General features: G+C 69.1%; 23 protein-coding genes. 15 read left to right on the top strand and 8 right to left on the bottom strand.

Going from position 1 to position 26,228, the window contains the following annotated elements:
• Positions 1–209: 209 nt before the first annotated feature.
• The 4 genes from JSQ98_RS08755 (at position 210) to JSQ98_RS08740 (ending at position 6,532) form a co-directional block, all read left to right on the top strand.
• Positions 210–1,544, top strand: coding sequence for an AMP-binding protein (locus JSQ98_RS08755; protein WP_346728760.1), 1,335 nt, complete (start codon positions 210–212; stop codon positions 1,542–1,544).
• Positions 1,541–2,497 carry a 1,4-dihydroxy-2-naphthoate polyprenyltransferase gene (locus JSQ98_RS08750; RefSeq protein WP_211649271.1) on the top strand — a complete coding sequence of 319 codons (957 nt, stop codon included), beginning with the start codon at positions 1,541–1,543 and terminating at the stop codon, positions 2,495–2,497. Before JSQ98_RS08755 ends, JSQ98_RS08750 begins: the two co-directional genes overlap by 4 nt.
• Before the next feature lie 295 nt (positions 2,498–2,792).
• Complete coding sequence (locus JSQ98_RS08745) at positions 2,793–4,706, top strand: ABC transporter ATP-binding protein (protein ID WP_211649270.1); 1,914 nt, start codon at positions 2,793–2,795, stop codon at positions 4,704–4,706.
• Positions 4,703–6,532 (top strand): ABC transporter ATP-binding protein, encoded by a 1,830-nt coding sequence (locus tag JSQ98_RS08740; RefSeq protein ID WP_211649269.1) that lies wholly within the window; start codon positions 4,703–4,705, stop codon positions 6,530–6,532. Before JSQ98_RS08745 ends, JSQ98_RS08740 begins: the two co-directional genes overlap by 4 nt.
• 110 nt (positions 6,533–6,642) lie before the next feature.
• On the opposite strand, the gene JSQ98_RS08735 is transcribed toward JSQ98_RS08740, so the two are convergent.
• The gene (locus JSQ98_RS08735; protein ID WP_346728759.1) at positions 6,643–6,999 is read right to left on the bottom strand and encodes a DUF4229 domain-containing protein; all 357 of its coding nucleotides are present in this window, start codon (positions 6,997–6,999) and stop codon (positions 6,643–6,645) included.
• 85 nt (positions 7,000–7,084) lie between these two features.
• Between JSQ98_RS08735 and JSQ98_RS08730 the strand changes: the two genes are divergently transcribed.
• The 3 genes from JSQ98_RS08730 (at position 7,085) to JSQ98_RS08720 (ending at position 10,411) form a co-directional block, all read left to right on the top strand.
• The gene (locus tag JSQ98_RS08730; protein WP_211649267.1) at positions 7,085–7,690 is read left to right on the top strand and encodes a PLD nuclease N-terminal domain-containing protein; all 606 of its coding nucleotides are present in this window, start codon (positions 7,085–7,087) and stop codon (positions 7,688–7,690) included.
• The gene (menD, locus tag JSQ98_RS08725) at positions 7,687–9,477 is read left to right on the top strand and encodes a 2-succinyl-5-enolpyruvyl-6-hydroxy-3-cyclohexene-1-carboxylic-acid synthase (protein ID WP_211649266.1); all 1,791 of its coding nucleotides are present in this window, start codon (positions 7,687–7,689) and stop codon (positions 9,475–9,477) included. Before JSQ98_RS08730 ends, menD begins: the two co-directional genes overlap by 4 nt.
• A 61-nt stretch (positions 9,478–9,538) precedes the next feature.
• Positions 9,539–10,411: a PPK2 family polyphosphate kinase gene (locus JSQ98_RS08720; protein ID WP_211649265.1), complete on the top strand. Its 873-nt coding sequence runs from the start codon at positions 9,539–9,541 to the stop codon at positions 10,409–10,411.
• 69 nt (positions 10,412–10,480) lie between these two features.
• On the opposite strand, the gene JSQ98_RS08715 is transcribed toward JSQ98_RS08720, so the two are convergent.
• A complete protein-coding gene (locus JSQ98_RS08715; protein ID WP_211649264.1) occupies positions 10,481–11,767 on the bottom strand; it encodes an isochorismate synthase in 1,287 nt (428 codons plus the stop codon).
• 97 nt (positions 11,768–11,864) lie between these two features.
• Between JSQ98_RS08715 and JSQ98_RS08710 the strand changes: the two genes are divergently transcribed.
• From JSQ98_RS08710 to JSQ98_RS08700, 3 genes are all read left to right on the top strand, one after another.
• Entirely contained in the window at positions 11,865–12,971 is a 1,107-nt protein-coding gene (locus JSQ98_RS08710) for a class I SAM-dependent methyltransferase (RefSeq protein ID WP_346728758.1), read from the top strand.
• A gap of 41 nt (positions 12,972–13,012) precedes the next feature.
• Positions 13,013–14,026, top strand: coding sequence for a polyprenyl synthetase family protein (locus tag JSQ98_RS08705; RefSeq protein WP_211650477.1), 1,014 nt, complete (start codon positions 13,013–13,015; stop codon positions 14,024–14,026).
• Between the two features lie 89 nt (positions 14,027–14,115).
• Complete coding sequence (locus JSQ98_RS08700) at positions 14,116–15,516, top strand: FAD-dependent oxidoreductase (RefSeq protein WP_211649263.1); 1,401 nt, start codon at positions 14,116–14,118, stop codon at positions 15,514–15,516.
• A gap of 22 nt (positions 15,517–15,538) precedes the next feature.
• Here JSQ98_RS08700 and JSQ98_RS08695 read toward each other — a convergent pair whose 3' ends face one another.
• A complete protein-coding gene (locus JSQ98_RS08695) occupies positions 15,539–16,366 on the bottom strand; it encodes a Sir2 family NAD-dependent protein deacetylase (protein ID WP_211649262.1) in 828 nt (275 codons plus the stop codon).
• Between the two features lie 109 nt (positions 16,367–16,475).
• Between JSQ98_RS08695 and pyrE the strand changes: the two genes are divergently transcribed.
• Positions 16,476–17,030 (top strand): orotate phosphoribosyltransferase, encoded by a 555-nt coding sequence (gene pyrE, locus JSQ98_RS08690; protein ID WP_211649261.1) that lies wholly within the window; start codon positions 16,476–16,478, stop codon positions 17,028–17,030.
• Between the two features lie 89 nt (positions 17,031–17,119).
• On the opposite strand, the gene JSQ98_RS08685 is transcribed toward pyrE, so the two are convergent.
• From JSQ98_RS08685 to JSQ98_RS08675, 3 genes are read right to left on the bottom strand one after another with little or no spacing between them, the layout of a single operon-like run.
• Positions 17,120–17,926, bottom strand: a complete 807-nt coding sequence (locus tag JSQ98_RS08685; protein WP_090152551.1) for an amino acid ABC transporter ATP-binding protein — start codon at positions 17,924–17,926, stop codon at positions 17,120–17,122.
• Entirely contained in the window at positions 17,923–18,759 is an 837-nt protein-coding gene (locus JSQ98_RS08680) for an amino acid ABC transporter permease (RefSeq protein WP_090152548.1), read from the bottom strand. The genes JSQ98_RS08685 and JSQ98_RS08680 overlap by 4 nt, the downstream gene beginning before the upstream one ends.
• 60 nt (positions 18,760–18,819) lie before the next feature.
• Positions 18,820–19,713, bottom strand: a complete 894-nt coding sequence (locus JSQ98_RS08675) for an ABC transporter substrate-binding protein (protein ID WP_211649260.1) — start codon at positions 19,711–19,713, stop codon at positions 18,820–18,822.
• Between the two features lie 253 nt (positions 19,714–19,966).
• Between JSQ98_RS08675 and JSQ98_RS08670 the strand changes: the two genes are divergently transcribed.
• The 3 genes from JSQ98_RS08670 (at position 19,967) to JSQ98_RS08660 (ending at position 23,090) form a co-directional block, all read left to right on the top strand.
• On the top strand, positions 19,967–20,692 hold the full coding sequence (locus JSQ98_RS08670) for a FadR/GntR family transcriptional regulator (protein ID WP_211649258.1): 726 nt from the start codon (positions 19,967–19,969) through the stop codon (positions 20,690–20,692).
• A complete protein-coding gene (locus JSQ98_RS08665; protein ID WP_211649257.1) occupies positions 20,689–22,236 on the top strand; it encodes a gamma-glutamyltransferase family protein in 1,548 nt (515 codons plus the stop codon). Before JSQ98_RS08670 ends, JSQ98_RS08665 begins: the two co-directional genes overlap by 4 nt.
• Before the next feature lie 77 nt (positions 22,237–22,313).
• Complete coding sequence (locus tag JSQ98_RS08660) at positions 22,314–23,090, top strand: sulfite exporter TauE/SafE family protein (protein WP_090152535.1); 777 nt, start codon at positions 22,314–22,316, stop codon at positions 23,088–23,090.
• Positions 23,091–23,220: 130 nt separating this feature from the next.
• Here JSQ98_RS08660 and JSQ98_RS08655 read toward each other — a convergent pair whose 3' ends face one another.
• On the bottom strand, positions 23,221–24,687 hold the full coding sequence (locus JSQ98_RS08655; protein WP_211649256.1) for an MFS transporter: 1,467 nt from the start codon (positions 24,685–24,687) through the stop codon (positions 23,221–23,223).
• Positions 24,688–24,761: 74 nt separating this feature from the next.
• On the opposite strand from JSQ98_RS08655, the gene soxR reads away from it, so the two are divergent.
• Positions 24,762–25,283: a redox-sensitive transcriptional activator SoxR gene (gene soxR, locus JSQ98_RS08650; protein WP_211649255.1), complete on the top strand. Its 522-nt coding sequence runs from the start codon at positions 24,762–24,764 to the stop codon at positions 25,281–25,283.
• A 154-nt stretch (positions 25,284–25,437) separates the two neighbouring features.
• On the opposite strand, the gene JSQ98_RS08645 is transcribed toward soxR, so the two are convergent.
• Positions 25,438–26,226 carry an HAD-IIA family hydrolase gene (locus JSQ98_RS08645; RefSeq protein WP_090152527.1) on the bottom strand — a complete coding sequence of 263 codons (789 nt, stop codon included), beginning with the start codon at positions 26,224–26,226 and terminating at the stop codon, positions 25,438–25,440.
• Between the last annotated feature and the right edge of the window lie 2 nt (positions 26,227–26,228).

Below are 26,228 nucleotides of genomic sequence, written 5' to 3'. Positions count from 1 at the left end.
GCGGCCCGCTGCGCTCACTGTCTCCACCGGAGCGGGGTCACTGTTCGTGCGTGTCAGACCCGCGACACGCACGAACAGTGACCCCGCTCCCATGTGGGTGGGTGGGCTGGCACGGGGCGGCGGCGGCCACACCACCCGCCCGCCCGCCGTGCGCCGCGCCCGCTCGCCGGCGATGCGCACAGCAGGGCTGCGCGGAGTACCCTGGTCGGGTGACTGCGCCCCACAGACTCCGTGCGATCCCGACCGAAGATCGTGCTTGGCTGACCGCCGGTCTCGCCGATGCGTTGCGAGGCGGGGCGCCGGTCGTGCCGGTCGCTCCCGGTGCCGACCCCGACGCGATCGTCGCATTGCAGCAGCAGGATCTGCCCGAGGGTACAGCTGTCGTCGTGCGCACGTCAGGGTCGTCGGGCACTCCGAAGGCGGTCGCGCTCTCCGCCGACGCCCTGCGCGCGAGCGCCGAGGCGACGGCCGAGCGGTTCGGCGGGCACGGGCAGTGGCTGGTGGCGCTGCCGACGCACCTCATCTCGGGCCTGCAGATGCTGGTGCGCAGCGATCTCGCCGGTACGCAGCCCGTCTTCTTCGACGGCCGCTTCGAGCCAGCCGCCTTTCTCGAGCAGGCGGAGACCCTCGACGCCGATCGTCGCTACGTCTCGCTGGTGCCGGTGCAGCTCGCGCGACTGATCGATCACGTCGAGCAGGATCGCTCGGCGGCCGATGTGCTGCGCCGTTTCGATGCGGTGCTCGTCGGCGGGCAGTCCGTGAGCGTGTCGCTCCGCAGCCGTGCGCACGCGCTGGGCATCGCCTTGACGCGCAGCTACGGGATGTCGGAGACGGCGGGCGGGTGCGTGTACGACGGCGTCGAGATCGGCGACACCCGTGTGCGCATTCGCGCCGGCGAGGTGCAGCTCGCCGGCAGCACCCTCGCGCTGGGTTACGTCGGAGACCAGGAGCTCACGGATCGCGCCTTCATCACCGACGCGGGGCGTGACGGGGTGCCGGTGCGCTGGTATCGCACGGGCGACTCGGGTGAGCTGCTCGGCGGCATGCTGACGGTCACCGGCCGTCTCGATCGCGTCATCATATCGGGCGGCGTCAACGTGTCCCTCGACGAGGTCGAGCGCGTGGTGCGCGAGCAGTCAGGGTGGGAGCACGCCGTGGCACTCGGCGCCCCGCATCCCGAGTGGGGGGAGCGGGTGTCGATCGTCGTCGATGTGGTCCCGGGCGCAGGCACGGGCGCCGCCGTGGAGAGCGCCCCCGACGAACGCGCCGCCTTCGAGCGCGTGCAGGAGGTGCTGCGCGCGTCGCTCGGCCCTGCGGCCGTGCCCGAATGGGTGACGGAGGTGGACGCGATTCCGCGGCTTCCTGGCGGGAAGCCCGACTACGCCGCGATCGGCGAATGGATGGGGCGACTGCGCTCGAGTTTCAGCGAGGTGCGGCGCGGCGATGCCGCCCACGTGCACGACATGCGTGCGCAGGGCGATGCGCACGGCGAAGCGCACGGAGATGCGCAGGGCGATGCGCACGGAGAGAAGGATCAGACGTGAACCAGGCACACGACCGTCGACGATCGGGCAATCCCGCGACTCGGGCCGCTGCTGAGCGGCAGGCCGCAGCGGGGGCGCCGCCGCGGATCACCTGGCGCAACTGGGTGGGCGGAGCACGGTTGCGCACCCTGCCGCTCGCCGTGGCGCCGGTGGCTGCGGGCAGCGGCATCGCGCACATGGTGCAGGAGTTCTCGCTCACACTGAGTCTGCTCGCGCTCGCCGTCGCCGTGTTCCTGCAGATCGGGGTGAACTACGCGAACGACTATTCCGACGGTATCCGCGGTACGGACGAGTTTCGAGTCGGCCCCGCTCGGCTCACCGGGTCGGGGCTCGTCAACCCGAAGCGGGTGCTGGCCGTCGCGCTGACGTTCTTCGCGCTCGCCGCGGTCGCGGGCCTCGTCGCAGTGGTGCTCAGTGAGCGCTGGTGGTTCCTCGCTCTGGGCGCGGTGGCCATCGTCGCCGCCTGGTTCTACACGGGGGGCAAGCGCCCCTACGGGTATGCGGGGCTGGGGGAGATCGTCGTCTTCGTCTTCTTCGGGATCGTCGCGACGGTCGGCACGGTGTGGCTGCAGACGGACATCGACGTGCAGGAGCCCTGGGTCGCGGGCGCCGGCGTCGGCCTGTTCGCGGTGGCCGTGCTCGTGGTGAACAACATCCGCGATATTCCGACGGATCGCCTGGCGGGCAAGCGCACGCTCGCGGTTCGCATCGGCGACCGCGCGTCTCGCATCCTCTACGTCGTCTGCGTGCTGCTGCCGTTCGCGGTGCCGGCGTTCTACGCGCTCGCGCAGCCGGGCATGATCCTCGTCTGGTTCGTGCTCCTCCTCGCCATTCCGGCTTCGATCATCACACTCACCGCCAAGACGGCGCGGGAGCTCATCCTCGTCCTGCAGCTCACGAGTCTCGCCGCGCTCGCCTACGGTGTGCTGCTCGGAATCGCCTTCGCGTTCTGACGCCGAGTGATCCGGCGCAGGATCGCCGAGCGTTCGACGCGATCCTTGTGCTCGAGCGCGCAGCCTGGCTAGGCTGAGGTTCGGAAACCCTGACCCCGGAGAGGAGCGCACCATGGCAATCATCACCCAGCCGTCGGCGCCGCGACTCCCGGGCACTCCGAAGCCAGGGCAGTAGGTCGACGCGGCTCCGATCGCGGGCCGCCCCTTCTCCGCTTCCACCTCAGCATTTCCTCTCGCGCCGCGCGCGGTCCGCCCTTGGGCGCCCGCGTCCAGGCGCCGGCATACGTCAGGCATCATGAACCATCTCGCTGCGACTCAGCACACACCGAGCGATCCCGCTCGCGTCTCCACGGCGCGCGCGCTCGCGCGTCTGCTCCCGTTCGCCCGTCCCGCACTCCCGAAACTGATCACCGGCGCGTTCCTCGGTCTGGGCGCCGCACTCGCGAGCCTCGTCGTTCCGCTCGTGCTGGAATGGGCGGTGGACGGTCCCATCGCGTCCGGCGACCGCATCCTCATCGCCTGGGCGACCCTGGCCGTGCTGCTGCTCGGCGTCCTCGAAGCGCTGCTCGTGTTCATGCGCCGGCGTCTCGTGCTCGGCCCGTCCGCTGCGATCGAGTACGCGGTGCGTCAGTCCTTCTTCGAACGACTGCAGCGCTTGCCCGTCGCCTTCCACGACCGGTGGCAGTCGGGCCAGCTGCTCAGCCGCATGATGCAGGACATCAGCTCGATCCGCCGGTGGTTGGCGTTCGGGTTGATCCTGCTGCTCGTCAACGTGCTGACGATCGTGATCGGTATGGGGCTGCTCTTCCGCTGGCATTGGGCGCTCGGCGTCGTCTTCGTCGCGTGTTCGATCCCGATCTGGGCCGTCGGCTACCGCTTCGAGCAGCGCTACGGCGTGCTGTCGCGGCGCAGCCAGGATCAGACGGGTGATCTTGCGACCGCTGTGGAGGAGAGCGTGCACGGCATTCGCGTGCTCAAGGCCTTCGGCCGGGGCGGCCATGCGCTCTCGCAGTTCACGCGTCGGGCTGAGACGCTGCGCGAGACGGAGATGCGCAAGGCGCGGGAGGTCGGCGGACTCTGGTTCTGGTACGAGCTCGTGCCGATCCTCGCCATGGGTGCGTGCTTCATCACGGGCGTCTGGCTCGCTGCGCACGACCTGCTCTCGACGGGGGAGCTCGTGGCGTTCTTCGCGATGGCGGCGGCGCTGCGGTGGCCGATGGGCTCGCTCGGCTTCCTGTTCGCCTTCTTGATCGACACGCGCACCGCGACCGACCGGGTGTTCGAGGTGTTCGACGCCGAGCAGGCCGTGCGGGAGCCCGAGCGCCCGCAGACGATCGCCCAGGCGCGCGGCGAACTCGTATTCCGCGACGTGCATTTCCGGTATCCCGACGCGGGTGCCGAAGAGGTCGACCTCCTCGACGGGCTCGACCTCGCGCTGCGTCCGGGCGAGACGCTCGCGATCGTCGGTGCGACGGGGAGCGGCAAGACGACCCTCACGACGCTGCCGACGCGGCTGTACGACGTGACGGGCGGGGCGATCACGCTCGACGGGATCGACGTGCGCGATCTGGCGCTCGACGACTTGCGGCGCCGGATCGGCGTGGCGTTCGAAGAGCCGATCCTGTTCTCGGCCACGGTGCGCGAGAACGTGCTGCTCGGTCGCCATGATCTCGCTCTCGGCAGCGCCGAGGCGGATCGGGTGCTGCAGGATGCGCTCGCCGTTGCGCAGGCGGGGTTCGTCGACGATCTCCCCCGCGGCCTCGACACCGAGGTGGGGGAGGAGGGGCTCAGCCTCTCCGGCGGTCAGCGCCAGCGGCTCGCGCTCGCCCGGGTCGTGGCGGCGGCCCCCGATGTGCTGGTGCTCGATGATCCGCTCTCGGCGCTCGATGTCGACACCGAGGCGCTCGTCGAGGCGGCTCTGCGACGCGTGCTCGCCGACACGACCGCGCTCATCGTCGCGCATCGTCCGTCGACGGTGGCGCTGGCCGATCGCGTCGCGGTCATGCTCGACGGTCGTATCGATGCCGTCGGCACCCATTCCGAACTCCTGCGCACGAGCGCCCAGTACCGCAGCCTGATCGCCGGGATCGAGCGGGACGCCCTCGCCGACACGGCGGAGACCGGTCGGACCGAGACCGATCCGACCGACACCGCAACCGCTGACGCTGACACCGACACCGATACCGATACCGAGGAGGTTCGCTCATGAGCCTCGCGAGCGTGCAGGGAACGAGCGGCGAGGATCGCGATTCGTACACCCGCGAGGAGAGTCGCGCGATCCGCCGCCGCTCGTTGCGTCTGCTCGGTTCGATTCTGCGGCCGCTCCGGCGCCTCATCGCGCTGACGGCCGTCGTCGTGATCATCTCATCCGCGATGCGTGCGGTGGGTCCGACACTGATCGCCTATGGAATCGACACGGCGCTGCCGGCCGCACTGGACGCCGGGGACTGGGTGCCGGCCGTCGGGGTCGCGCTCGCTTTCCTGGTGACCGGCGCGATCGGCTCGCTGCTCGTCGGCTGGTACGTCGTGCTCATTGCACGCCTGACGCAGGCGGTCATGATCGAGCTGCGCACGCGCATCTTCCGGCATACCCAGCGGTTGAGCCTCGAATTCCACGAGGGGTATACATCGGGTCGCATCATCTCGAGGCAGACGAGCGATCTCGAATCGATTCAGGAGCTGCTCGACGGCAGCCTCAACGAACTCGTCGACGCGGTGCTCATCGGCACGTTCACGATGGTGATGCTCTTCCTGCTGGATTGGAAGAGCGGCCTGGTGCTGCTCTTCATGGGGATCCCGCTCGCGATCCTCATGCGCTGGTTCGTCGTGGAGTCGCAGAAGGGGTTCCGTTCGACGCGCGTCGCGAGCGCGCACCTGATCGTGCAGTTCGTGGAGACGATGACGGGGATCCGGGCGGTGCAGGCCTTCCGGCGCGAGCGCCGCGGCGATGCCGACTTCGGCGCCGTCTCCGACGAGTACCGTCGCGCGAACCTGCGCGTGCTGCGGCTCTTCGGGGTGCTCGATCCCGGGCTCATCCTGCTCGCGAACGTCACGGTCGCGGTGGTGCTGCTCTGGGGCGCGCTCCGCGTGACGGGCGGCGAGCTCGCGATCGGCGTGCTCATCGCCGCCGTGCTCTACGTGCGCAACTTCTTCGGGCCGTTGGAAGAAGTCGCGATGTTCCTCAACTCCTATCAGTCGGCGACGGCGGCGCTCGAGAAGGTCTCGGGCGTGCTCGAGGAGGAACCGACGGTGCAGGATCCCGCCGCGCCCGTGCGCCTCGAGCGCCCGCGCGGCGAGCTCGGCTTCGATCACGTTGATTTCGCTTACGGGGGCGGCCGCGGTGGAGCCCGCACGGTGCTCGCGGACTGCGACCTCGAGATCCCGGCCGGCCAGACGGTCGCGCTCGTCGGAACGACGGGTGCCGGAAAGTCGACGCTCGCGAAGCTCGTCGCGCGATTCTACGATCCGACTGGCGGGGCGGTGCGACTCGACGGCGTCGACCTGCGCGAACTCGATACCGCCGATCTGCGACGCGCCATCGTGATGGTGACTCAGGAGGCGTATCTCTTCAGCGGAACGGTCGCCGAGAACATCGCGCTCGGCAAACCGGACGCGTCGGCGGCCGAGATTCGGGCGGCGGCACGCGCCGTGGGTGCGGAAGGATTCATCGAATCCCTCCCCGACGGGTACGAGACGGACGTGAACAAGCGCGGCGGGCGCGTGTCGGCCGGGCAGCGCCAGCTGATCTCGTTCGCACGCGCGTTCCTCGCCGATCCGACGGTGCTCATCCTCGATGAGGCGACCGCCTCGCTCGACTTGCCGAGCGAGCGACTGGTGCAGCACGCGCTGCAGCGTCTGCTCGCCGATCGCACGGCGATCATCATCGCCCACCGGCTGTCGACCGTGGCGATCGCCGACCGGGTGCTCGTCATGGAGAGCGGCCGCGTCGTCGAGGACGGGTCGCCCGCGGAACTGGTGGAGCTCGGCGGACGGTACGCGCAGCTCTACGCGGGGTGGGAGGCGACCCAGGTGTAGCGCTGCTCCGAGTGCGCCGCCGCGCCGGTACTCGGTGTGGGATTTGGCTTCGGTGAGATCATTCGCGCGGAACGTGGCTCACCGACGCCGAATCGCGTACCGAAGCGGGTTCAACGCGAGTTCGATGCGGTGCCAGTGCCGGTGCCAGTGCCAGTGCCGGACGCGCCCGGTCCGGCGGAAGGGCCCGGCTGGGCGGCCTCGCTCGGCGTCTCGCGCGCTTCGACGGCCTCGTCCTCGACGATGTCGTCGGGTGTGCGGTCTCGATTGCGCCAGTCGTAGATGCTCTCGGAGGCCGTCGACCGTGGGCGGGCGAGGAAGATGACCGAGAGGGCGACCCCGATCAGGGCGGCGAAGACGGCTGCGATCCACGGCTGCAGGCCGATGAGGAAGAGCACGGTGAACGGCACTGCGAAGAAGAGCAGACGAAGTACGATGTACACGATCCAGGCGGTGCGCGGGTTGTTCACCCGCACGAGTGTACCCGCGGCACCTGAAGCGAGGCTCCGCGCAAGGCCCAGGGTTTCGCGAACGCTTGCGAGTACGATTAAGGGTATGGTGCGGTTCGTGATAATCGGGGTCGTCATCGCCGTAGCACTGACGCTGTATGCGCTGGTCGACGCGGCGATGACCGAGGGATCGCGTGCGCGCGGAATGAACAAGCCGGTGTGGATCGTCATCATCGCGGTGCTGCCGGTGATCGGCGCGCTGCTCTGGTTCTTCATCGGCAAGGGGTCCGCCCAGGCGCAGGCGACGCGACGGCCTGCACCCGACGATGACCCGCGCTTCTCGGGCACGAGTCTTTCGAGCACCGACCTCGATGCGCACATGCGGGATCTCGAAGACCGCTTGCGCGAACTCGACGACGAGACGTTTCCCGGGGAGGAGCCGACGCTCGCCCGCGGTGGCGATGGTGCGGAGACGCCGGATCGCACCGGCGATGCTGCGTCTTCAGATGCCGCTGCAGCGCGCACATCCCCCGCGGAAGCGGGAGCGCCGATCGTGAACGAAGCCGATGCCGAAGCCGAGATCGATGCCGACGCCGACGCTGATGCCGATGCTCAGCCCGCTGTTCCTGACGCGGTACCCACGGAGGAATTGCCGAAGCCCCGGAGTGCGGACGAGCCGGGAACGCGTTCCGACGGCGACTCCAAGCCGTGAGCTCGGCGCAGCCGGCAGCAGCCTCCGTCTTCGCAGTCGAACTGCTCGCCGAACTCGTCCGTCGCGGCGTGCGCGATCTCGTGGTGTGCCCCGGGTCGCGTTCTCAGGCGCTCGCTCTGGCTGGTGCGGCGGCGCAGCACGCCGATGCGCTGCGGCTCCACGTGAAGCTCGACGAGAGATCGGCCGGGTTCTTCGCGTTGGGGGTTGCACGTGAAACGGGCATGCCGGCACCGATCGTCGTGACGAGCGGGACGGCGGTCGCGAACCTCATGCCGGCGGTGCTCGAAGCGCACGAGGCCCGTGTGCCGATGCTGCTGCTCACCGCGGACCGCCCCGAGGAGTTGCGCGGCATCCGCAGTAACCAGGCGACGCACCAGGCGGGCCTCTTCGACGCATTCGCTCGCTGGTCGGTCGATGTGCCGGCCCCCGAATTCGTCGACGGCGACCTCGTGCGCGATGCCCTGCGCGATCCGGCGACGCTCGTGACCCGGGGCCTCGCCGCGGCTCTCGGTGCTTCCGGCGGAAGGCCCGCCGGGCCGGTGCAGCTGAATCTCTCGTTCAGGGACCCGCTCTCCGGGACCGCAGGTTTCGAGCGCATGATCGTCGCGGGCTTCGAAGCGGCCGCCCGCGAGGCCGCAGAACGAGCAGCGCAGCACCCGGAGCCGGACGGGTCGGGGCCGATCGCGGACGATGCAGATGTCTACGAGCACGCTGGGGATGCGCTCGCGGTCGTGATCGCCGGAGCGGGTGCGGGCCCCGAGGCCGAGGCCTTCGCGCAGGCCGCGGGCCTGCCGCTGCTCGCCGAGGTGGTGAGCGGAGCGCGATTCGGGCGCGAGACCATCGCCGCCTACGCCACGCTGATCGACGACCCGCAGATCGGCGGCCTCACGGAGCGCGCGATCGTGTTCGGCCACCCGACCCTCACGCGTCAGATTCCTCAGCTGCTGCGTCGCGACGACGTCGACGTGGTCGTGATCGATCCGCACCACGGATCCGGTGCCGAGTACGTCGATCCCAGCCGCGGTGCTCGAGTGGTGTCGGCCGCACGCGTCGCACCCGAGCATGATGCCCGCGCCCTGCGAGGCTGGCTCGGGGCCTGGGTCGTCGCGGACCGCGCGCTGCAGCGCGAGCGCTCCACCGTGCACGAGCCCGACCTCGAGGCGGCGCTCGCGCCGGGCTACAAGGAGCGCAACGCTTACGCCCGCACGGAGGTCGCCATCATGCGCGAGCCGGTCTCGCGCGAGCTGCTCGTCGAGAGCGTGTGGCGCGGCACGTGGCCCCACGATCGGCTGGTCATCGCGGCGTCGCGTCTGGTGCGCGTGCTCGACGCGCTCGCGCCCGCCCGACGCGTGGGCGTGCACGCGAACCGAGGTCTCGCCGGCATCGACGGCACCGTCGCGACGGCGCTCGGCATCGCGGTGACGAGCCAGCTCGCCGATGATCCGGCTCGAGCGGCCGGGACGACGCGGGTGCTCATCGGGGACCTCGCGCTGCTGCACGATGCCGGATCGCTCCTGCTGCTCGAGGGGGAGCCCCGTCCGCGCATCCAGGTCTTCGTGGCGAACGACGGCGGCGGAACGATCTTCGACGGTCTGGAGGTCGCCGAGACCGCGGACGCCGACGCATTCGCGCGGGTGATGCGCACCCCGCAGCGGGTCGATATCGCGTCCCTGGCCGCAGCGTATGAGTGGGACTACCGCCGGGTCGCCACACGCAGTGAGCTCGAGCGGCTGCTCACCGAGCCGGTCACCGGGCCGAGCATCGTGGAGATTCCGCTGGCCGAGTGACGCGACCCGGCGAGTCGGTGCGCCCCTACAGTGGACAGCGACGAACACAGAAGGAGACACCATGACGCAGGCGTTCTGGACCGATGAAGTGGGAGAGCTGCTGCGCGTGCGGCCCGGCTTCCAGTTGAGCGAGGTCGATCCTTCGGCCACTCCGGGCACGGATGCGCGCAAGCGCGAGGGATATCAGGAGCTCGAGCGAGCCGCTCAGGAGTTGCGTGTGCTGCAGGAGAAGCTCTTCGCGCAGAGCCGCTTGGGGGCGAAGGATCGCTTGCTCGTCGTGCTCCAGGCGATGGATGCTGCCGGCAAGGGCGGCATCGTCAACCACGTCTTCGGGCAGACCGAGCCCTACGGGCTCGCATTGACCGCCTTCAAGTCGCCGAGCGCTGAGGAGCGTGCGCACGACTTCCTCTGGCGCGTCGAGCGCCGGGTGCCGGAGCCGGGCGTGATCGGGGTGTTCGATCGTTCGCACTACGAGGACGTGCTCATCCAGAAGGTGCGCGGTTTCGCGCCGCCCGAAGAGATCGAGCGGCGATACGGTGCCATCAACGAATTCGAATCGAGGATCACGGCTGAGGGCGTGCGCATCGTGAAGATCATGTTGCACATCTCGCCGGAGGAGCAGGCGGAGCGGCTCATCTCGCGGCTGGACGACCCCGAGAAGCACTGGAAGTACAATCCCGGGGACGTCGATGAGCGGTTGCACTGGCCCGCGTACATGGAGGCGTTCCAGACCGCGATCGAGCGGACCCACTCGGAGACGGCGCCCTGGTACGTCGTACCCGCCAACGCCAAGTGGTACGCGCGCGTCGCGGTGCAGCGCATTGTGACAGCGGAGCTCGCGAAGCTCAGCCCGCATTGGCCGGAGCCGGAGTTCGACGTCGCCGCCGAGCGGCAGCGCGTGGTCGACTCGCTCGACATGCACTGGCCCGCGTAGCGGATCCCGGTCCCGCCCGTCCCCGCCGGCCTGCTCACCACAGGTTGGAGACGGCAGTGCCGGACGCCGTCAGCGAGCGAACGCCTCCGTGATGGGGCGGAACTTCGACACGGTTTCCCCGAGCTCGTGGTCGGGATCGGACCCGGCGACGATGCCCCCGCCGGCACTCGCCACCACGGGCCGCGCTCCGGTCTGCGCATCGGGCGCTCCGAGTTGCGCGCAGCGGAGCGCGATGACCCATTCTCCATCGCCATCGGCGTCGATCCAGCCGACCGCGCCCGAGTAACGGCCGCGGTCGAAGGGCTCCAGTTCGGCGATCGCTGCGACAGCGGTCGCAGTCGGGGTGCCCGCGACTGCGGCGGTCGGGTGCAGCGCGCCGACGAGCTCGATCGACGAGCTCTGCTCGCCGAGCGCCGCTCCGAGGTCGGTCGCGAGATGCCAGACGTTCGGCAGTTGCAGCGGAAAGGGCTCCTCGCTGGTGCGCAGGTCGCGCACGTGGGGGGACAGTGCGGTGACGACGCTCTGCACTGCGAATGCGTGCTCGTGCTGCTCTTTCGCGCTCGTCAGGAGTTCGTCCCTGGCGCGGGCGTCTCGCGCGGCGTCCTCGGAGTGGCGGCCCCTGGTCCCCGCGAGCACGCGCGCCGAGACGGCGCCGCTCGTCGACCTGATGAGCGTCTCTGGGCTCGCGCCGATGAGTCCGTCGACGGCGAAGGTCCAGCAATCGAGGTAGTGCTCGGCGAGGCGGGTGAGGGGCACCCGCAGGTCGGAGGCCCCGGGCAGCGCCCCCTCCAGCTGGCGGGCGATGACGATCTTCTCGAACTCGCCGCGCTCGATGCGAGCTCCCGCTTCGCGCACGCCCGCGAGGTATGACGCCACCGAGTCTCCACCGGTGGCGAGCGCGCGATCTCCGAAGCGGACGCCCTCCCACGCGCGGCTCGCCGGAGGATCGGGTACGGCGAGCGGTGCAGGATCAGCATCGACGGCGGCGATCTCCGTGATCCAGGCCTGCCCGCGGTGACGGGCGACCAGCAGACGCGGCACGATGAGCACGCTCTCGGCAGAGCTCTCGTCGGCGAACGCGAACGTTCCCAGCGCGATGAGGCCCGAGCCGGGCATGCGGACGGAGTCGTCGACGATCGCCGTCTCAGCGATCCGGCGCCATGCGGCAGCAGCATCGGTGAACCGGTGCGGTCCGGAGAATGACAGGCGCAGCACCTCGCCGACCCCTACGCAGCCGCGATCCCCTCGCGTCCAGATCATCGGGGCGTTCGGGTCGGCGAGCGAGATGAGATCGGGGGCGTGCTCCAGAGGCCGGGTCGTCGCGCGCAGGCGGGGCGCCGGAGGAGTGCTCGTCACAGTGCCAATCTACTCCTCCCTCCTGGGCGCACTGGCCCGAGCGCTGCCGCCAGCACTGCTCCAGGAGTTGCATAGCCGTTCGGGATACGATGGAGGGGTGACCCGCCCCGATACCGCGACCAAGCACGCAGCAGACGTCTCCGCAATGTTCGATGAGGTCTCGCCGCGATACGACCTGATCAACGACGTGCTCACGGTCGGCAACGACCGGTTGTGGCGCGTGGCGACGACCAAAGCGATCGCACCGCGCAAGGGGATGCGGGTGCTCGACCTCGCGGCCGGCACCGGAACGTCGTCGGCTGCCATCGCCGCGCACGGGGCGCACGTCGTCGCCGCGGACTTCTCCGAGGGGATGCTCGCCGAGGGGCGCAGACGGCATGCCGGCAACGACCTCATCGAGTTCCAATGGGCCGACGCGACGCAGTTGCCGTTCGCAGACGACGAATTCGATGCAGCCACCATTTCGTATGGGCTGCGCAACGTGAACGACCCGAAGGCGGCACTGCGTGAGATGCGTCGTGTGGTGAAGCCCGGCGGGCGAGTGGTCATCGCCGAGTTCTCGACGCCGCCCGCCGCCGTCGTGCGGGGGCCGTACGCCTTCTACGGTCGGCACGTGCTGCCCCGCATCGCCGGGGCCATCAATCGCGATGCCGCCGCCGCCTACCGCTATCTGAACGAATCGATCGAAGCGTGGCCCGACCAGGGCGAACTCGCTGCGTGGATGCGCGAGGCGGGGTTCGAACGCGTCGCCTACCGCAACCTCACGTTCGGCATCGTCGCGCTGCATCGCGGCTTCGTCCCGCGTGAAGCGCCGAAGCGGCCCGCTGCTGCCAAGCCCGCTGCCGCGAAGAAGCCGGCTGCAGCCAAGCCCGCTGCCGCGAAGAAGCCCGCTGCAGCGAAGCCTGCTGCCGCGAAGGTGGCCGCTGCTGCGAAGCCCGACCCTGCCGCGAAGCCCGACGCTGCCGCGAAGCCCGCTGCCGCGAAGCCCGCTGCCGCGAAATCCGCTGCCGCGAAGCCGACCGCCGCCAAGAAGCCTGCGGCCGCGAAGCCTGCGGCCGCGAAGCCTGCGGCCGCGAAGAAGCCGGCAGCCGCGAAGCCTGCGGCTGCGCCGAAACCGGCCGCGCCGAAGCCCGCTGCTCCGCAGCCGCAAGCCTCGACAGAAGCCGCAGGCGAGACCGCCCCTCGACCTGGAGACACCCCGTGAGTCGTCCCATCGCCGAAGACACGGCAACCCAGGCGCTGCCGATGCGCCTGTTCCGCGGGGCGGCCGACCGTCGTCACGCGAAGGAGATCCAGCAGCAGCTCGAGCTCGTCGAATCCGAACTTCTCGAGCACCTTCGCTTCGCCTCACCGGTCGCCGACGCACCGGCGCGATACCTGATGGGTGCCGGAGGCAAGCGGATCCGCCCCATGCTCACGCTGCTGACGAGCGAGCTCGGCTCCGGACCGAACGAGCTGGTTCGTCGCGCGGCGGAGGCCGTCGAGATGACCCATCTCGCGTCGCTCTACCACGATGACGTCATGGACGATGCGAAGCTCCGTCGCGGTGTCGACGCGGCGCAGACGGTGTGGTCGAACTCGGTCGCGATCCTCGCCGGAGACCTGCTCTTCGCGCGCGCATCATCGCTCGTCTCCGGAATGGGCGAGGAAGCGATCCTGCTGCAGGCCCGCACCTTCGAGCGGCTCTGCCTGGGGCAGCTGCACGAAACGGTCGGCCCGCAGGAGGGCGATGATCCGAAGGGGCACTACATCGAAGTGCTCGCAGACAAGACCGGCGCGCTCATCTCGACGGCCGCGCGCATGGGCGTGATGTTCGGCGAGGCTCCGGCGGAGTTTGCAGATCCGGTCACGGAGTACGGCGAGCGCATCGGCGTCGCCTTCCAGCTCATCGACGACGTCATCGACCTGTCGCCGAAGAAGGAGCAGACGGGCAAGCGCGCCGGCACCGACCTGCGCGCCGGCGTCGTCACGCTGCCGTATCTGCTGCTGCAAGACAGCGCGGCGGCCGGCAATGCTGAAGATGCGGCGCTGCTCGCACGCATCGAGGCGGGCGTCGCCGAGATTCGGGGCGGCGCGGATCCGGCGTTGCTCGATCCCGAGGTGCAGGCACTGCAGACGCACGCCGTCACCCGTGAGACCGAGGCCACCGCGCATCGCTGGGCCGCAGATGCCGTTCGCGCGCTCGATGCGCTGCCGAAGTCCTCGGTGAAGCGCGCGCTCGAGCGCATGGCCGACTCGATCGTCAACCGCGAAGGCTGACATCGGCGCGCTGAGGCGCCCTACGAACACCTCAATTCTCGACTCCCCGCGGAGAATACCGTCAGGGGAATGGAAGGAAGAACCGAGCGATGAGCAAGATGCGACTGGCGATCGTAGGAGCGGGACCTGCGGGTATCTACGCTGCTGACCTGCTGCTGAAGGCGGAGCGCGATTTCGCGGTCGAGATCGACCTCTTCGAGCAGCTTCCCGCGCCGTACGGGCTAGTGCGCTACGGAGTATCACCCGACCACCCGCGCATCAAGGGGATCATCACCGCATTGCGCGACGTGCTCGATCGTGCGAGCTCAGGGGAGACCGGCGAAGACTCGATTCGCTACTTCGGCAACGTCCGCTACGGGCAGGATCTGAAGCTCGAAGACCTCAAACGGCACTACCACGCGGTGATCTTCTCGACCGGCGCGATCCGCGACGCGGCGCTCGATATTCCCGGCATCGATGCGGCGGGCTCGTACGGGGCCGCCGATTTCGTGAGCTGGTTCGACGGCCACCCCGACGTTCCTCGCACCTGGCCGCTCGAAGCGAAGTCGGTGGGCGTCATCGGCAACGGCAACGTCGCGCTCGACGTCTCCCGCATGCTCATCAAGCACGCCGAAGACCTGCTTCCCACCGAGATTCCGCAGAACGTGCACGAGGGCCTCGAAGCGAACCCCATCGAAGAACTGCACCTCTTCGGCCGGCGCGGCCCGAAGTACGTGAAGTTCACGCCCCTCGAGCTGCGCGAGCTCGGCGAGGTGCGCGACGTCGACATGGTGATCGACGAGCGCGACTTCTCGCACGACGACGCGTTCGCCGACGAGACGCTCATGAAGAACAAACAGGTCATCGTGATGACTCGCATCATGGACAAGTGGCGCGACGAGCAGCGCGCACGCGAGGCAGGCGAAGTGGCGCCCGCTTCGCGTCGCCTGCACCTGCACTTCTGGTCGAAGCCCGTTGAGGTCGTGGTCGAGGACGGCCGCGTCGCGGGGCTGAAAGTCGAGCGCACAGCTCCCGACGGGCAGGGCGGCATCGTCGACACCGGCGAGTTCGAGATCGTGCCGATCCAGTCCATCTACCGCGCGGTCGGGTACTTCGGCTCCCCGCTCGACGAGATTCCGTTCGACGATGCGAAGGGCGTGATCCCGAACACGCAGGGGCGCGTACTCGACCTCGAAGGGCAGCAGATTCCCGGCGTCTACGCCACCGGTTGGATCAAGCGCGGCCCGGTCGGCCTCATCGGGCACACCAAGTCCGACGCGATGGAAACGCTCGAGTGCCTGCTCGAGGATCGCGACAACCTCTGGACTCCGGAGGAGTCCGAGCCGCAGGTCATTCCAGCGCTCCTCGAAGCGCGAGGCGTGCCGTACACGACGATCGAGGGCTGGCACCGCCTTGACGCGCACGAAGTCGGCCTCGGAGAGCCGCACGGTCGCGCGCGCGTCAAGGTCGTGCCCCGAGATGAGATGACGCGCATCTCCCGCGGCGAGTAGCTGAGGCGCGGGCGGCGCGTCGTCAGCGCAGGATCTGCTCGAGCTGCTCGAGGGTCTCGGCCGCCCCGGCGTCGATGCGCATCGAGACCGACTTGCGCGCATCGATCGCGGTCGGCCCGCGGTTGATGACGGCGATCGGGATGCCCCGCAGCTGCGCGCGATGCACGAGACGGATGCCGGTGTTCACCGCGAGCGAGGTTCCGATGAGCACGAGGCCGCCTGCGGAGGCGACCAGTGACTCGGCGGTCTCGAACACGGGTTTCGGTACGAGCTCGCCGAAGTAGACGACGTCGGGGCGGAGGATCGACCCGCACTCCGGGCACGTCGGGGTTTCGACGGAGTCGGTGCCGCTCACGATCGCATCACCATCCGGTGCGATCTCGGCCGCGTCATTGCGCGCGGCGAATCCCGGGTTGAGCTCATCGAACCAGCCGAGCACCTGATCGCGGGTGAAGCGATGGTCGTGCTCAACGCACCTGATCACGCTCCCGTTGCCGTGCAGCTCGACGACGCTTCGGGATCCTGCCCGTCGATGCAGGTTGTCGACGTTCTGCGTGATGACGCCGTTCGTCAGCCCGGCGGCTTCGAAGCGCGCCAGAGCGAGGTGACCGGCATTGGGCGCGACACCCGCAGCTCGCAGCGCGCCGACTCTCGCGCCGGCCCAGAAGCGGCGGCGGTAGGCCGGGTCCTCCATGAACTGCGAGATGCTCATCGGCGTGCGCGGGGGAGCACCCGCACCTCGATAATCGGGAATGCCCGAGTCCGTGCTGATGCCGGCGCCCGTGAGCACCGCGAGCGGTGCGGCTTCGAAGAGTCCCGCGAGCCGCTCGAGTGCGATCGAATGCGCCATGTGCCTCCTCTTCCGGCATTCACGCTAGCGCACGCAGGCGCGGGAGGTCAGGGGCTTCCGCCGAGGGCGCACGCGAGGCACGCTCTTCTCCGCCGGTAGAATCGGCTTCATGACCAGCGCGCGCGAACAGCTCATCGACCTCATCACGAGCGAAGCCGTCTTCCACGGCGACTTCACGCTCACCAGCGGCAAGCAGGCGACCTACTACATCGATCTGCGCAAGCTGAGCCTCGACCACCGTGCGGCGCCGCTCATCGGGCAGGTCATGCTCGACCTCATCGAGGATATCGACGGTGTCGTCGCGGTCGGCGGGCTCACGATGGGCGCTGACCCGATCGCTTCGGCGATCATGCACCAGGGCGTCGCGCAGGGCAAGGTGTACGACTCGTTCGTAGTGCGCAAGGAGCCGAAGGACCACGGCCGCGGTCGCCAGGTCGAGGGCCCCGACCTCGCAGGCAAGCGCGTGGTCGTGGTCGAGGACACGTCGACGACGGGCGGATCCCCCTTGCAGGCGATCGAGGCGCTGCAGAAGGTGGGCGCCGAGATCGCGGCGGTCGCGGTCGTGGTGGATCGCCAGGCGCCTGCCAAGGCGCGCATCGAGGCAGCGGGCTTCGAGTACCGCTACGCGATCGGCCTCGACGACCTCGGGCTCGACCCGCAGTAGCGCGCGCGGCCCGTGCGCTGCACGCGCCGAGACGGCGACGGCCTCCGAACCCGCCAGGGGATCGGAGGCCGTCGCCGCTTCAGTCGGGCTCAGAGCACCTTCGACAGGAACTGCCGCGTGCGCTCCTGCTTCGGATTCGAGAAGACCAGCTCGGGGTCGCCCTGCTCGATGATGGCTCCCGCATCCATGACGATGAGGCGATCCGCCACCTCGCGGGTGAAGCCCATCTCGTGGCTCACGATGATCATCGTCATGCCCGCCTTCGCGAGATCCTGCATCACCTGCAAGACCTCTCCCACCATCTCGGGGTCGAGCGCGCTCGTTGGCTCGTCGAACAGCATGAGAGCCGGGCGCATTGCGAGCGCCCGAGCGATCGCGACGCGCTGCTGCTGCCCGCCCGAGAGGGAGCGCGGCCGCACGTCGGCCTTGTCGGAGAGCCCGACGCGGTCGAGCAGTTCCCGTGCGTAGGCGATCGCTTCGGCCTTCTTCTCGCCCTTCACCCGCACCGGCGAATGCCAGATGTTCTCGAGCACCGTCATGTGCGGAAACAGGTTGAAGTGCTGGAAGACGAAGCCGATGTCGGCGCGCTGCGCGGCTAAGGCCTTCGCCGAGATCTCGGTGACCTTGCCGTTCTCGTTCACGCGCTCGCCGATGCGCTGCCCGTCGACGTAGATCTCGCCGCTGTCGATCGGTTCGAGCCGGTTGAGGGTGCGCAGGAAGGTCGTCTTGCCGGCGCCGGACGGCCCGACGAGCACGACCACTTCGCCGCGTTCGATCTCGAGCGACACATCCGTCAGAATGTGCCGGTCGCCGAACCACTTGTTGATGTCGACGGTGCGAACGATCGGCCCGTCCGATACGGAGACGGGGGCGGTGTACTCGCTGAGCGCGTTCATGCCGCGACTCCTTCCAGGTCGGCGATCGGGCTCTTCGGTGCGACGCGATCGCGCTTGCTGCGGAAGCCGAACAGGCGCTTCCAGATCGACTCCGCCTTCGGCAGGCCGGCCTTCGCGTTCAACCAGTTCTCGATCATGGTCTGGATGACCGTCCACACCGTCGTGAGGAGCAGGTAGTACAGCGCGACGACGATGTAGATCTCGAAGACCTTGAACGTTGCAGCGCTCATCGAGCTGCCCACCTGGAACATCTCGGCGACGCCGATGATGGAGAGGATCGATGTGCTCTTCATCAGGCCGTTGAAGGAGTTGCCGAGCGGCGGCACCATCACGCGGATCGCCTGGGGCACGATGATCCACCGCATCGAGGCGAGGGGAGTCATGCCGAGCGACAGCGCCGCTTCGGTCTGACCCTTCTCGATCGACTCGAGCCCGCCGCGCACGATCTCCGAGATGTACGCGCTCTCATTGAGCATGAGCGCGACGATCGCCGCTTGCACGGCTCCCTTGATGAGGAAGCCGACTGTGACGTCCTGGAGCTGCATGGTCAGGTTCAGATCTTCGAATCTGAACAGGTTCGCCGCGGCGAAACCGGTGTAGATGATGACGAGTTGGACGAGCAGCGGGGTGCCGCGCACGATCCAGATGTAGAGGCTCGCGAAGATGCGGAGCGGCACGAAGCGGCTTCGGCCCATGAGCGCGATGAGCAGGCCCAGCACCAGTGCGAGCGCCATCGCGGCGATCGAGATCACGATGGTGAGCGCGAGTCCGTTGAGGAAGCTCTCGCTCGGCGTGAAGAGGCTCTGCCAGAAGTAGTCCCAGTCGAATTTCATGAAGTGTCTTTCCTGTTGCCGATGTCTGCGGCGGCCGGCTGAGCCGCCGCAGACATCGGGTTACTCGGGCTGGGTGATGTCGTTGCTCTCGACGCCCCACTCGGCGAGGATGTCGGTGTAGGTGCCGTCGTCGATCATGGCCGCGAAGGCCTCGTCGAGCGCGTCGTTCAGCTCGGTGTTGTCTTTGAGCGTGGCCGCGCCGATGCGGATCTTGCCGAAGGGCTCGCCGACCGCGACGACGTCGCCGTCGGACTGCTGCTCGTAGTAGCTCATGATCTCGGTGGTGTCGATGAAGGCGTCGGCTTGATCGGCGAGCACCTGCTGCAGCGCGCCGGTCGCCTCGTCGACGAGGGTGATCGCGATCGGCTCCTTGCCGTCGGCGACGCACTCGTCAGACTTCTCCTGGGCGGATGCGGCGCCCGTCGCGCCCGTGATGCCGACGACCTTGGTGCCGCAGAGCGAGTCGTCGAACCCGGTGACGTCCTTCGGGTTGTCCTTGCTCACCGCGACGGCCGTGCCCGAGTAGAGGTAGGGAACGAAGTTCGCGATCTCCTCGCGCTCCGGCTTGATGTAGAGCGAGCCCATGATGACGTCGCACTGCTTCGCCTGCAACGCGGGGATGAGGCCGGCGAACGAGTACTCGCCGAGCGTGGTGCTCACGCCGAGCTTGTCGGCGAGCGCGTTCGCGATGTCGATCTCGACGCCCTGCAGCTCGTTGTTCTCGTCGTAGAAGATGTTGGGTGCGCTATCGCCGGTGCAGACGGTGAGCGTGCCCTCCTTGATGATGGTCGGGGGTGCGAGGGTCGCTTCCGCGGAGCTCGTGTCGCCGGAGCCGCCTGCGTCGCCGGCGTCGTTCGAGGTCACGGTGCACGCGGCGAGCGACAACATGAGGCCGGCGGCCGCGGTGAGTGCCAGCGCGGGAGCGATGCGCCGCGCGGATGGGGGGAAAGCCACGATGATTTCTCCGTTCGGTGGACCCCGGCTGGTGCCGGGAGAAACATTGCATACTCCGATTCGTTCGGGTGTATGCTCGATCAGCAGTTGGTCAGACCAACCGATGAACTGAATGGAACATACCCCGGGTTCGGCTCCCACGTCAACGGGCAGGCCGAGCCGAAATGCAACTGAAACACAACCGGTCCCATCGCGGGGTCGGATAGCATCACGAGGACGCAGACCGCATCCCGCGAGCACGATGGAGGCACACGTGGACTGGAACGACATCGGTCGGGCGACGACGCTGTCGCTGCCGGATCGGCTCTCGGTCGACATCGAGCGACTCATCCTCGACGGCAAACTCGCTCCGGGGGAACGCCTTCCACCCGAGCGCGAACTCGCCGATCACTTCGGCGTCTCGCGCGTCTCGATCCGCGAAGCGCTGCGTGAACTCGAGAACCGCGGCCTCATCGACCGCCGCCCGGGTCGGGGCACGATCGTCCTCGGACCCGGCGAACGCGCCGACGTCGCGGATGGGGCGCTCGGAGGGCTCGCCGCGCTGCGCCCGGAACTGCACGACATCATGGAGCTGCGCGCCATCGTCGAACCGCCGATCGCCCGCATCACCGCCACGCGCGCGACCGACCGCGACGTCGCGCAGCTGCGCGAACTCGTGGAGGCCATGGAAGTCGACGTCACGAAAGAGCGCTACGCCGAGCTCGACCGCGCATTCCACCAGGCCATCGCGCAGTACGCCCACAACCCGCTCCTCGAACTCATCAACGAGCAGATCGCGCAGCGCATCGCGCCGAGTCGGGCGAGCCGCTATCAGACGCGGGCACGACGCCAGGCTTCGAGCATCGCCCACCGACGCATCTTCGAAGCGATCGCCGCCGGCGACGCAGCGCTCGCCGAAGACGAAGCGCGCGCTCACGTGCTCGACATCAGCAACCAGATCGCGCATGCCGCGACGACCCAGGAGGAACTCCCCGTATGACGACCGCATCTGCCGCTCGCGGCGCCATCTCGACCTCACACCACCTGGCGACGGAAGCCGGTGCCGCGGTGCTGCGGGCCGGCGGCAACGCCATCGACGCGGCGATCGCGGCAGCAGCCACCCTCTGCGTGGTCTACCCGAACAACGTCGCACTCGGCGGAGATCTCGTGGCGCTCGTGCGCAACCCCGAGGGCGAGGTGCGGTTCTTGAACGCAACGGGCACCGCTCCGGCCGGCCAGTCGATCGACGTGCTGCGGGAGCGCTACGGCGATTTGCTCCCAGTGCGCGGCATCGACACCGTCACGGTGCCCGGCGGCATCTGCGGCTGGAACGCCCTGCACGAGTACGGCGCCACACGTCGATGGGAGCAGCACCTCGAAGCGGCGACCCTGCACGCCGAGGCGGGCGTGCCCACCGCCCGATCGGTCGCCGCCGCGATCGTCGAGAACCGCGAGGTGCTGGAGCTCGACGAGGGGTGCCGCGGAGTGTTCTTCGATCAGGGGCTGCCGCTCGTCGAAGGCGCCCCGTTCGTGCAACCGGCGCTCGCCGCATCGTTGCGGGCGCTCGCCGACGGCGGATCCGCCGCGTTCTACGAGGGCGAGCTCGCCGAGCGATGGGTCGCCGGCCTGCAGAAGCTCGGTTCACGCATCACCCTCGCCGACACCGCCGCGTACTCCGCGGAGTGGGGCGAGCCGCTCGAAGGGTCGTTCCGAGCGCACCGCGTGCTCACGGGCCCGCCCAACACCTCAGGCTTCATGCTCCTGCGCGCGCTCCGAGACATCGAGGCGGGCATCGAGGATCCGCTTGGGCGCGGTGCCGGCGAACTCGCCCGCTCGTTCCGTGCGAGCAACGCCGTGCGAGCGGCGTCCCTCGCCGACCCGCGCTTCGGCGGCGCGACGGGGAGCGACCTGATCGACGCGGAGGCCCCCGCGCACCCGCCCGTGCGGGAGGCCAAACCGAGCGGCGACACGGTCGGGCTCAGCGCCGTGAGCGCCGACGGCTGGGCCATCTCCCTCATCAACTCCGTGTACTTCGGATTCGGCGCTGCCGTGCTCGAGCCGGAGACGGGCATTCTCTTCCAGAATCGCGGGACGTCGTTCTCGCTCGACCCCGCGCACCCGAACGCGTTCGGCCCCGGCAAGCGGCCGCGGCACACGCTCATGCCCGTGCTCGTGCTCCAAGGTGACGAACTCGCATGGGTGCCCGCGACGATGGGCGGGTCGGCGCAACCGCAGATCCACACCCAGCTGCTGGTGCGGTCCCTCGCCGGTGCGACCCCGGAGGAGGCGACGCACGCGCCGCGCTGGATCGTCGACGAACCCGGCGCCGACGGGGTCGTGCGCGTTACCATCGAAGAGGACGTGCCCGCCGCGGTGCACGAAGCGCTCGCCGAGGCCGGATTCCCACTGAAGGTCGTGCCTCCCGTCGACGAGGATCTCGGCCACTCGAACCTGATCCGACTCGCGCAGGAGGGTGTCCACGGGGCCGACGGCGTCGACGCCGCGAGCGATCCGCGATCCGACGGCTCCGCGATCGTCGTCTGAAACGACCAGCCGGCATGCACCCGAACGCGCGCGTCCCACACGAACTCTCAGCACCAGCTTCAGCGAGAAAGCAGCACATGAACCAGATTGTCCGCCCCGGATTCCTCCCGCTCCTCCTCGTCGGCATCGCCGGCGGCATTCTGTCCGGGCTCTTCGGAATCGGCGGCGGCACCATCATCGTGCCCGCACTCGCGCTCTGGTTGAGCATGCCCCAGAAGCTCTCGGCCGGAACGTCGGTCGCGGCGATCCTGCCCACCGCGATCGTCGGTGCGACGACCTACGGGCTGCAGGGCCACGTCGACTGGATCGCCGGCGCCTGCCTCGCCGTCGGCATCGTTGCCGGGGCGCAGCTGGGCGCCGCGCTGCTCGCGAAACTGCCGGTCGGGGCGATCCAGTGGGGGTTCATGGGCTTCCTCGCGATCGTGATCGTGAGTCTCTGGTTCGTCGTGCCGCAGCGCGGTGACGAGATCGAGATCTCCGTGTTGACGGTGATCATGCTCATCGTGACCGGCTTCATCACGGGAGTGCTGTCGGGCCTGCTCGGCGTCGGCGGCGGCGTCGTCGTCGTGCCCGTGCTCATGTTCTTCTTCAGCTCGAGCGACCTCATCGCGAAGGGCACCTCGCTCTTCATGATGATTCCCGGATCGATCTCGGGCACCATCGGCAACTTCCGCAGGCAGAACGTCGACCTGCGCGCTGCGGCGATCGTGGGGCTCGGCGCGTGCGTTTTCGTACCGGTCGGCAATCTCTTCGCCGTGCTGATCGACCCCTTCTGGGGCAACGTGGCCTTCTCGATCTACCTCGTCTTCATCCTCATCCAGATGCTGGTGCGCAAGCTCCGCAAGAAGAAGTAGCACCCCAGCGCCCGGCATCGGCCCCCCGCGCCCTCATGGCGGCGGGGTCACTCCTCGTGCGTGTTGCACCGCCGACACGCACGAAGAGTGACCCCGCTCGCCGCTCGAAAACGCCCGAAGAGCGCCCGTCTCATCGCGTGGCGCGTCCGCGAATCGCCTGGAGAGCGCACGCCGCACCGAGCACGGCGACGATCCCGATCCCGACGGCCATCGTCTGAGCCGAACCCGCCGCGGTCGGGCCGCCAGCCACGACGAGCGAGCCGACGACGGACGACGATACGGCGTTGGCGATGAGCTGCGTGGTGCTGACACCGGCTGCCGCCTTCCCGCCCTCGACCGGGTCATCGGTGCTGCGCATCGCCGCGACGCTGAGATGCGGGAATGCCATGCCGATGCCACTTCCGGCTGCGAACAGCACAGCCGCCCAGGCCAAGACGAGCCAGGCGCCGGCTTGAGGAGTGACGAGAGCTGCGTAGCCGAAGAGTCCGGCGGCGAGGATCGCCGGGCCGAGCAGCATGACCGCGTTTCGGCCGCGCTGCGACTCGATGTTGACGCTGCAGAGTTGCGCGGCGGTCCACCCGACGGAGAGCGACGCACCGAGGAAACCGGCGAGGAGCGGTGGCAGGCCGGCGAGTTCCTGGCCGAACAGCGGAATGAAGGCCTCGGTCATCGCCCCGGCGCTCAAGAGCCCGAGCGCGAGATACACCCACTTCAGCGCATTGCCGCGTCGGTACGTGAGCTTCGGCAGCACCGTCGTCGCGCCGAATCGTTCGCGGAGCACGAAGGCGAACAGCAGGAGCACTGCGGCCGCCAGGCACGCGACCGTGCTCGCACCGCGGGGCAGCACCGATGCGACGCTGAACGCGGCCGCCGTCGATGCGAGGAGCGCGAGCGAGAGCACCGGCACCGACGGAACCTCCCCCGTCTGCTCGGCGCCACCCGGAACCGCGTTGCGCGACACCCAGGCGAGAACGAGGGCGAGCAGAGCCATCGTCGCGAACGCCCCGCGCCAGAGTCCGATCTGCGCGAAGAACCCTCCGAGGGCCGGCCCGAGAAGATTGCCGACGCCCCACATCGCGGAGACGAGGCCCGCAGCTCGTGTCCACAGCCGCTCGGGCAGCGCCGTGCGGATCACCGCGTACCCGAGGCCCGCGAGCAGTCCGCCGCCGAGGCCCTGCACGGTGCGCCCGACGAGCAGCAGCTCCATGGATGGTGCGAGCATGTTGATGAGCGTGCCCAGGGCGAACACCGCGAACGCCCCGACGTACGCTCTCGCCGCACCCGAGCGGGCGACGGCGCGCGTCACGAGCATCGATGAGATGACTGAGGCGGTGAGAAACGCGGTCGCTGCCCACGCGAAGTACTGAGCGCCCCCGAATTCGTCCACCGCGGACGGTAGAAGCGCGGCCGTCACGTAGACGTTCGTCGCGTACAGTGCGACGCCGCCCGCGAGAACGAGGGCGGCCGGGAGGTGGCCTGGGCTGAACAGCTCGCTCCAACTCCCCGGCCTCGGCGGTCGCCCGCTACGGAGGCGGCCGCGCCCCTGGGCGGCGGCATCGGTTGCGATGATCGGGAGGTCAGCGGTGTGATTCCGCATTCCTGTACCGTAAAACCTGAACTAAGGTTGAGGTCAAGTGGTCGATGCGGTGTCGACTGCCGTTGGGAGGGAAGATGCCTGGATCCGAGCCCGTGACGCGTGCACCGACCGACCTGCTCTCCGTCGGCGAGGTGGCCGCGCGCACGGGAGTAGCCGTCTCAGCACTCCACTTCTACGAGCGCGAGGGCCTCATCAGCAGCGTGCGGACCGCGGGCAACCAGCGCCGCTACGCACGACACGTGCTGCGCCGCATCGCCATCATCCGGGTGGCGGCCCGCATGGGGGTGCCGCTCGCCGAAGTCGCAGAGGAACTCGCCAGCCTGCCGGCGGACCGCATGCCGAGTCGACGCGATTGGGAGCGCATCAGCGAGCACTGGCGCGGCAAGCTCGAAGCGCGCAGGCTCGAGATCGAACGCATGGAGCGCGAACTCACGGGCTGCATCGGTTGCGGATGCCTGTCACTCGGTACCTGTCGGGTCTTCAATCCCGGAGACGCGCTGTCCGTCGACGGACCGGGCCCGCGCCTGCTCCCCGAGATCGACCCGAAATCGCTCGATCCCGTCGCACCCGCCGCCGGGGCCCCGCCGGCGGCGTAGCCGCCCCGCGCCGTAGCCGCCGGCCGGTAGCCGCCGGCCCGGGGCGCCACTGCCCTCTGCAGCGGGGTCACTCTTCGTGCGTGTTGCACCGCCGACACGCACGAAGAGTGACCCCGCTCGCACAGGGGGAGGGGGAGAAGGGAAAGCGGGCGGGCTACAGCAGGTCGGCGACCGAGCCCAGCACCTCGTCCGGGCGGAACGGGAAGCGCTCGATCTCCGTGCGATCCGAGATCCCGGTCATGACGAGTACCGTGTGCAGTCCCGCCTCGATGCCGGCCACGACGTCGGTGTCCATGCGGTCGCCGATCATGCCGGTGTTGTGGGAGTGCGCGCCGATCTGGTTGAGCGCCGAGCGGAACATCATCGGGTTCGGCTTGCCGATGATGTACGGGTGCTTGCCGGTCGCTTTCGTGATGAGCGCGTTGATCGCTCCCGTCGCGGGCAGCGGGCCCTCCTGGCTCGGCCCGGTCGCGTCGGGGTTGGTCGAGATGAAGCGAGCGCCCTTGATGATGAGCCGGATCGCCTTTGTGATCGCCTCGAACGAGTAATTGCGGGTCTCGCCGACGACCACGAAGTCGGGGTCCGATTCGGTCATCACGTAGCCGGCATCGTGCAGGGCGGTCAGGATCCCGGCCTCGCCGATCACGAACGCCGAGCCGCCGGGCTGCTGCTGCTTCAGGAAGGCGGCGGTGGCGAGCGCACTCGTCCAGATGCGGTCCTCCGGCACCGTGATCCCGGAGGCGGCGAGGCGGGCGCTGAGGTCGCGGGCGGTGAAGATGGAGTTGTTCGTGAGCACGAGATACGGGATCTCGTGCTCACGCCAGTGCTGGATGAGGTCGGCAGCGCCGGGGATGGCGCGGTTCTCGTGCACCAGCACGCCATCCATATCGGTGAGCCAGCATTCGATCTCAGCGCGGCGAGGGTGCGGTTCGTTCTGAGTCATGC

This window comes from Leucobacter manosquensis (genome assembly GCF_018304845.1).
In the GTDB taxonomy this organism is placed as follows: Bacteria; Actinomycetota; Actinomycetes; order Actinomycetales; family Microbacteriaceae; genus Leucobacter; species Leucobacter alluvii.
This window is presented reverse-complemented; position numbering and strand designations above follow the sequence as displayed.